This is a genomic window from Dactylosporangium sp. NPDC051484 (genome assembly GCF_040689395.1).
Taxonomy (GTDB): Bacteria; Actinomycetota; Actinomycetes; order Mycobacteriales; family Micromonosporaceae; genus Dactylosporangium.
The window spans coordinates 20945-28478 of sequence record NZ_JBFAZX010000049.1 but is presented as its reverse complement, the minus strand read 5'-3'; the positions used below and the strand labels follow the sequence as shown (position 1 = coordinate 28478).

Here is a 7534-nt window from a genome sequence, read left to right as displayed (position 1 = left end):
TCGCCTTGGGCGAGTATGTCGAGCAGTTCGAGGCGTTTGCCGTTGGACAGTGCTTTCCCGCTGACCGCGAACGCGTCGTACAACTGCGCCTTCGCCACCGTCTCGATCTGCGACACCTGGTCCTCCAGAAATCTATGTAATGGCCGTATTGTCCATCATCCCTTGCTGTCGGTGGTGAGGTCCGGTGACCTCCTGGCACGTGTGACGGTCGGTGCCGACCCGGGTGGTCCCGTGAGTTCGTGGCCGAGGCCGAACAGGTGCGATCGGCGCAGGGGCTGGCGCTGGCCGGGATCGGGCGGTCGCCGAAGGCCGGCCCCGGCGATCTGGTCCTGGTGCCCGGACGGCGGCTACGCGAGCCGGACCCGGGACAGGGACCTGGTGTCGGAACCGGTGGTGGCATGGCTGCGAGCGGCGCACAGCAGCGGAGCCCGGATCGCGGCCGTGTGCACCGGCGCGGTGGCCGTGGGCGAGGCCGCGCTCCCGGACTGCCGGCGGTGCACCACGCACTGGGCGTTGACCGAACCAATGCGTGTCGGCGTTATCCGGCGGCGCGCTGACCGCCGCGGTGGCCCGGGAAACTGATGTTCGCTTCGGGCCGGGGACAGGCGCTGACAGCGGCCCGCGCGGTGCCCGTTCAGATCGCCGACATTGCCCGGCGATGGCTCGGCGGCGTTGGCGGCGTCCATTCGAGCACTTCGCGCGGCCAATGCTGGAGCCGGGCACCCGTTTCGTACGTGGTCTGGGCGAAGTCGAGGATCGCCCGGCGCGGGTCGTCCGCCCGCCGGACGTCGTCGTAGCTCAGCACGAACTCGCCGAGGCCGGCGTCGAAGCGCGCCGACGCTGGGCTGACCGGCTGGTCGCGAACTCCCGGCGGCTCCGGATAGGTGTAGGAGTAGAAGATCGGCTGCTCGACGCGCATGCCGTTGAGCCAGGTGCCGCCGGGCCAGAAGCCGAGCGAACTCTGCTCCGCGGTGTAGCTGAACCGGGTGATCGTGTCGGCGTTCGGCGGCGGGTCGGTGGGCCGGCCGGAGTACCGGGTCGTGGCGAGGTCGAACGAGCCCCAGTAGAACTGGACCGGGCTGGCCTTGCCGGTGAAGCGGGCCCGGAACTCGTCCAGGACCCCCTCGACCTGGCACAGGACGTGCCAGTACTGCTCGACCTGGGCCGGGTCGTACGTCGAATGCACGGTGTCCTCGTCGAAGGGGATCGGATCCGCCACCTCCACCGGCTGGGTCCAGATCGGCACGTGCAGCCCCAGGTCATCGAGCGCCGTCATCGTGTCGGTGTAGAAGTCGCGCACGGGCCGGCCCAGATCGACACTGCGCCGCTCGCCGCGATCGGTGTCGATGTGGAGCACGTGGTCGACGAGATCGAGGTCCATCTCGAAGGTACGCGCACCGTGCGGGAGGGCCGCCGTCCGCAGGCCCCTGGCGTAAAGCTCGAGCGCGACCTGCCACCAGTGGTTCGTCATGGGCCGCAACGCCAGCGAGATCTTCCCCATGATCTGGGTGTACATGTGCAGCGTGTCGTAGGTGGGCTCCCAATCGGCGACCGGGAGGGCCGCCCACTGCTGCCGCTGATTGTTCATCTCCGCCCCCAGCGTCGCGGCGTCGGTTGTCTCCGTGCGTGCTGCCCGAAACGGCCCCGATCATGCGCCCGATCGGTCTGTGAGGTGGGGGAGTCCACATCGAAGTGGCATGATCTCGTCGCGCCGACTCGCCGGCGTCGTTCGCGTCAAGGGCGATGCGAAGTTCGGCAAGCTCGTGCGGGTCGGCCCGGTTGGTGTTGGCGCGGTTGGTGTTGGCGCGCGAGGCCCCGTTGTGGCCGGGATGGCGCTGCCCGGAGGGCTTCTCAGGTGGTCAACAAGTAACATACTTTACAAAAGAAGAAGTTTTGTTTACAAATATGCATGGACAGCCGCCCATGTCTTGACCCCCAGAACCCACGGGAGGGGTAACTACCCATGCTCAGAAAACGACTAGTCACGCTCGTGGCCACAGCGGGCCTGACGCTCGCCGCGGCCGCGGCCGCGATCCTGCCGGTGACCGCCGCCGACGCGGCCGCCGCCTGCGTGCCGGCCTATGCCGACAGCACCGTGTACACCGGCGGCATGCAGGCGTCGTACAACAGCCACAACTGGACCGCCAAGTGGTGGACGCAGCACGAGGCGCCGAGCACCGGCGGCTCCGGCGTGTGGACCGACAACGGAAGTTGCGGCAGCGGCAGCGGTGGAGGCGGCGGCACGGGCTCGTGCAACTACCCGAACTGGGTGGCCGGGCAGAACTACGCGACCGGTGCCATCGTGCGGTACAGCAACGGTCAGTACTACCAGGCGACCCATGACAATCCCGGCTACGACCCGACGATCAGCACGTGGTACTGGTCGCCGTACGCCTGCGGCAGCGGAGGCGGCACCGGCGGCGGTACCGGCGGCGGGACGTCGAGCGGCTTCGTGGTCAGCGAGGCCCAGTTCAACCAGATGTTCCCGAACCGGAACTCGTTCTACACCTACGCCGGGCTGACCAGTGCGATGACGAAGTACCCGACGTTCGCCACGACCGGCAGCGACACGGTCAAGCGGCAGGAGGCTGCGGCGTTCCTGGCCAACGTCAGCCACGAAACCGGCGGTCTGGTGTACATCCACGAGATCAACACCGCCGCCTGGCCGAACTACTGCGACCGGAGCCAGCCGTACGGGTGCCCCGCCGGTCAGTCGGCGTATCACGGCCGCGGCCCGATCCAGCTGAGCTGGAACTTCAACTACAAGGCGGCGGGCGACGCGCTCGGCGTCGACCTGTTGAACAACCCGGAGCTGGTGGCGACGAACGCGTCGATCTCGTGGCAGACCGGGCTGTGGTACTGGATGACCGGTGCGGGCAGCGCGGGCACGACGTCGCACAACGCGATGGTGAACGGGCAGGGCTTCGGCACCACGATCCGGGCGATCAACGGCATCGAGTGCAACGGCGGGAACACCGGACAGGTGCAGAGCCGGGTGAACCTCTACAACCGGTTCGTCGGGATTCTGGGCGTTCCCGCGGGTGGCAACCTGACCTGCTGACGCGGACGAGCACTGCCATCGGCGGACCGGTCACGCCCAGCGCGACCGGTCCGTGCGTCAGCGCCTGCGGCGGCCTCGGGCAGGCCGCCGAATGACTCAAGCGATCGCCGCCGCGAGGACCGCGCCGACCACGAGGAGCGCGATGACCGCGCGTCGAGTCCAGGTCTGGTCCATCCGCCGGCTGACCCGATCGCCGGCGACCCAGCCGAGGATCATCGCCGGGACCGCGACCGCGCCGATGGTCAGCGTCGAGCTGGTCACCTGCACGGAAGCGAGCACCAAGATGTTGCCGACGAAGCCGTGCACGACGAACACCATCGACAGCGTGGCCCGGCTTGTCCGCGGTGGTTGCGCCTGCGCTGCCAGCGCGACCGCCAGGGGCGGTCCGTTCAGTCCGGTGCTGGTGAGCAGGACGCCGCTGAGCAGGCCGGCGGAGATCATGGTGGAATCGGTGGCGGGCAGCCGGATCCGTACCGTCATCATCACCGCGGAGAGCAACAGCACGCCGCAGATGAGCACGGTCAGGTCGCGGTCGGAGAGCGTCCGCAAGAGCAGCAGGCCGACCGGGGCGGCCACCACACCGCTGCCCCCCATGAGCAGCACCGGCCGCCACAGCACGTGCCGGCGCTCCGCGACGGCCACCCCGATCGACAGCAGTACCGCGACCATCAGGCCCGCCACTACCGCCGGCCGGGGACCGGCAATGATCGTCAGGAACGGAACGGCCAGCAGCGCCGAGCCGAAGCCGGTGATCGCCTGGGCCGCCGAAGCCGCCGCGATCACCGCCGCGGCCAGAACGATGGTCACTCGTTGGTCGCCTTACTCGATGCTGCGGCGGGTGGCCGCGTCGGCGGGGGAGGGCCGTTCCCCTCCGGTCGGTTCGGCCACCCAGTGTCCGGGCGACACCTCACGCATCGTCACCCGTTCGGGGCTGCTGCCGCGCGCCCGGACCGGGCTGGCCAGTTCCTCGTTGCTGCGGTCTCGTGTCCGGCGGCGCTGCGGGTCGGCTACCGGCACCGCCTCCAGCAGCCGCCGTGTGTACGGGTGCCGCGGGTCGGTGAAGATGTCCGGCCGGGAGCCGAACTCGACGATCTGGCCCAGCCGCATCACTGCCACCTGGTGCGCCACTCGCTCGACCACCGCCAGGTCGTGACTGACGAACAGGTAGGCGACGCCGAGCTTCTCCTGCAGTTCCATGAACAGGTTGAGCACACGCGCCCGCACCGATACGTCCAGCGCCGAGGTGGCCTCGTCGGCCACCACCAGCGACGGCTGGGACGCCAGCGCCCGCGCGATGCATATCCGCTGCCGCTGGCCGCCGGAGAACTGGTGCGGGTACTTCGCCATGTCTGACGGGTCCAGACCGACCAGCCGGAACAGCTCGGCGACCCGATCCTCCTGCGTCGCACCACCCGGCGTGCCGTGCACCCGCAACGGTTCGGCCACCGAGCTGCCCACCGTCGCACGCGGGTTGAGGCTGGCGAACGCGTCCTGGAAGACCATCTGGATCTTCCGCCGGTGCGGTCGCAGCGCGCGCGAACCCAGGTGGGTGATGTCAACGCCGTCCAGGACGATCGAACCGGAGTCCGGCTTCTCCAGCCGCATCGCCAGGTTCGCGAGCGTCGACTTGCCGCACCCGCTCTCGCCGACCAATGCCACCGTCCGGCCGGACGGAACCGACAGCGACACGTGCTCCACCGCGTGTACCGCGCTGCCGCCGCGTAGCGGGAAGCGCTTGACGACGTCGGTCAGTTCCAGAATCGGCTTCATCTGTAGTCCTCGCTGCCGAGCGGGAACGGCACCGGGTGATCGATGCCGGCCAACGCGCCGAGCCGAGGCACCGCATCGAGCAGCATCCGGGTGTAGGGCTCGCGCGGATTGTGGAAGATCTCGCCCACGGCTCCCTGCTCGACCAGCCGAGACCGTTGCATCACCACCACCCGGTCGGCCATCTCGGCCACCACGCCCATGTCGTGGGTGATCAGCACCACCGCGGCCCCGGTCTCGTCCTTCAGGTCGGAAAGCAGACCGAGGATCTGCGACTGGATCGTCACGTCCAGCGCCGTCGTCGGCTCGTCAGCGATCAGGATCCGCGGCCGGCACACCATGGCCATGGCGATCATCACCCGCTGCCGCATCCCGCCGGACAGTTCGTGCGGGTGCTGCCCGCTGCGGCGCGCCGGGTCCGGGATGCGGACCTGCTCCATGGCCTCGACGGCGGCGGTCCTGGCCGCCCGCCGGGACGCCCCTTGGTGCAGCCGGAGCGCCTCGGCGATCTGCTCGCCCACGGTGAGCACCGGATTCAGCGCCGTCATCGGTTCCTGGAAGATCATCGAGATCTCGTTGCCGCGCAGCCGGCGCAGTGCTCTCTCGCGGAGGCCGAGCAGCTCGACCGGGCTGCCGGACGCGTCCACGTACACGGCCCGGCCGGTCACCGTTGCCGAGTCGTCCAGCAGGCCCATGATCGCCAGCGAGGTCACCGACTTGCCGGAGCCCGACTCGCCCACCACCGCCAGCGTCTCCCCGGGGTACAGGTCGAAGGACAGGTCCTTGACGGCGGGCGTACCACCGCCGAACGTCACGCCGAGCGACTCGACGGTCAGGATGGGCGCCATCATCGCTTCCGCCGTTTCGGGTTCAGCGCGTCGTTGAGACCGTCACCGATCAGGCTGATGCTCACTACGGCCAGGAAGATGGCCGCCCCGGGCAGGGTGACCGTCCACCAGGCGATCGCCAGCTTGTCCCGGTTGTCGCCGAGCATGGTGCCCCAGCTGACGGTGCCCGGGGCGCCCAGCCCCAGGAAGCTCAGCCCCGACTCGAACAGCATCGCCGAGCCGACGACCAGCGTGGAGATCACGATGATTGGCGGCAGCGCGTTCGGCAGCACCAGCCGCAGCATGATCCGCAGGTTCTTGGTGCCGATCGCCCGTGCCGCCCGCACGTAGTCCAGCGTTCGGATACGCATGAACTCGGCGCGGGTGATCCGCGCCGTTCCCGGCCAGGCGACGATGCCGATGGCGAACGACAGCATGCCGACACTCGGCTGGAACAACGTCACCAGCACCATCGCGAACAGCAGGATCGGCAGGACCTGGAAGAACTCGGTGAATCGCATCAGCGCCGAGTCGATCCAGCCGCCGAGGTACCCGGCCAGCCCGCCGATGACTACGCCGATGAGCGTGGACAGGGCCGCGGCGGCCACGCCGACCAGCAGGGTCACGCGCCCGCCGTTCAGCAGGCCGGCCAGCAGGTCTCGGCCCACCTCGTCGGTCCCTAGCGGCGGAGCGCCCGGTGCGCCCGGCGGCAGCAGCGGCCGGCCGACGATCTCGATCGGGTCGACGCGGTAGAGCATCGGCCCGAACACCGTCGCCAGCAGACAGATCGCCAGCAGCAGTATCCCCGCCAGCCCGACCGGACTGCGCAGCAGCGCCACGAACACTGAACCTCGTCGAGCCGGGGAGCCGGCGCGTCGGCTGGTCGGGCGCGGGAGCATCGTGTCGGTCATCGAGCCACTCCGGTCCGGATTCGGGGATCGATCAGCCGGTAGGCGAGATCGGTGAGCAGGTTCGCCACGATCACGACCACCGACGAGACGACGAGGATGCCCAGCAGCACCGGGGTGTCGCGGCGCAGGATGGAGTCCAGCGCCAGCCGGCCCAGGCCGGGCCAGTTGAAGACGATCTCCACCAGCACCGCGCCGGACAGGAGCGCCCCGGTCTGCAGGCCGGCGACGGTCACCACCGGCATCAGCGCGTTGCGGAAAGCGTGCTTGAACGTCACACCGCGAGGCCCTACACCCTTCGCGCGAGCGGTCCGGATGTAGTCCGATCCCAGCACGTCGACCATGCTCGCCTTGGCCGTCCGGCTGTACAACGCCAGGTAGACCAGACCCAGGGAGACCGTTGGCAGGACCAGGTGCTGACCGACGTCCACCATCCGGGCGAAGCCGGTCTGCGGGATCGCGCTCTCCATGCCGGAGGTGGGGAAGATGCCCAATCGCAACGCGAAGAGCAGCACCAGCAGGCTGCCCAGCCAGAAGGCCGGCATCGCGAAGCCGACCACCGACAGCACCGTGATGGCACTGCCGTAGGCACCGTTCGGCCGGCGCGCCGCGGTGACCCCCAGCACGGTGCCGAGCATCAGTGCGAACAGCATCGCCGACAGCGCCAGCAGCAGCGTCGGCCCGAGTCGCTGCCAGATCAACGAGGTCACCGAGGCGTCGAAGTAGTACGAGTGGCCGAGGTCGCCATGCAGCACCTGGCCGAGATAGCTGAGCAGCTGCGCCGGCAATGGCCGGTCCAGGCCGTAGGTGTGCCGGATCGCCGCCAGCGTCTCCGGCGAGGTCCCGCCGGCCTCCCCGGCCAGTACCACCGCCGGGTCCCCCGGGGCGAGATGGATGAGCAGGAAGTTCAGCAGGACGACGGCGACGATCAGCGCGACCGCATTGGCCAGCCGCCGGAGCCCGGCGAGCAT

8 protein-coding genes are annotated in these 7534 nt (G+C 69.4%); 2 read left to right on the top strand and 6 right to left on the bottom strand.

Annotated elements, in window-relative coordinates:
• The first annotated feature begins 15 nt into the window (after positions 1-15).
• Entirely contained in the window at positions 16-582 is a 567-nt protein-coding gene (locus tag AB0367_RS36880; RefSeq protein WP_366231161.1) for a DJ-1/PfpI family protein, read from the top strand.
• 52 nt (positions 583-634) lie between these two features.
• Here the strand turns inward: AB0367_RS36880 and AB0367_RS36875 are convergent, their stop codons facing one another.
• Positions 635-1588, bottom strand: coding sequence for a DUF5996 family protein (locus AB0367_RS36875; protein WP_366231159.1), 954 nt, complete (start codon positions 1586-1588; stop codon positions 635-637).
• Between the two features lie 375 nt (positions 1589-1963).
• Here AB0367_RS36875 and AB0367_RS36870 point away from each other — a divergent pair, with 375 nt between their 5' ends.
• On the top strand, positions 1964-3061 hold the full coding sequence (locus AB0367_RS36870) for a glycoside hydrolase family 19 protein (RefSeq protein ID WP_366231158.1): 1098 nt from the start codon (positions 1964-1966) through the stop codon (positions 3059-3061).
• A gap of 96 nt (positions 3062-3157) precedes the next feature.
• Here AB0367_RS36870 and AB0367_RS36865 read toward each other — a convergent pair whose 3' ends face one another.
• The 5 genes from AB0367_RS36865 to AB0367_RS36845 are packed head-to-tail and all read right to left on the bottom strand — an operon-like array spanning position 3158 to position 7534.
• Positions 3158-3868, bottom strand: a complete 711-nt coding sequence (locus AB0367_RS36865; RefSeq protein ID WP_366231157.1) for a sulfite exporter TauE/SafE family protein — start codon at positions 3866-3868, stop codon at positions 3158-3160.
• A gap of 12 nt (positions 3869-3880) precedes the next feature.
• Entirely contained in the window at positions 3881-4831 is a 951-nt protein-coding gene (locus tag AB0367_RS36860) for an ATP-binding cassette domain-containing protein (protein ID WP_366231156.1), read from the bottom strand.
• Positions 4828-5679 (bottom strand): ABC transporter ATP-binding protein, encoded by an 852-nt coding sequence (locus AB0367_RS36855; protein ID WP_366231155.1) that lies wholly within the window; start codon positions 5677-5679, stop codon positions 4828-4830. The genes AB0367_RS36860 and AB0367_RS36855 overlap by 4 nt, the downstream gene beginning before the upstream one ends.
• Positions 5676-6566: an ABC transporter permease gene (locus AB0367_RS36850; protein WP_366231154.1), complete on the bottom strand. Its 891-nt coding sequence runs from the start codon at positions 6564-6566 to the stop codon at positions 5676-5678. Before AB0367_RS36850 ends, AB0367_RS36855 begins: the two co-directional genes overlap by 4 nt.
• A complete protein-coding gene (locus AB0367_RS36845; protein ID WP_366231153.1) occupies positions 6563-7534 on the bottom strand; it encodes an ABC transporter permease in 972 nt (323 codons plus the stop codon). The genes AB0367_RS36850 and AB0367_RS36845 overlap by 4 nt, the downstream gene beginning before the upstream one ends.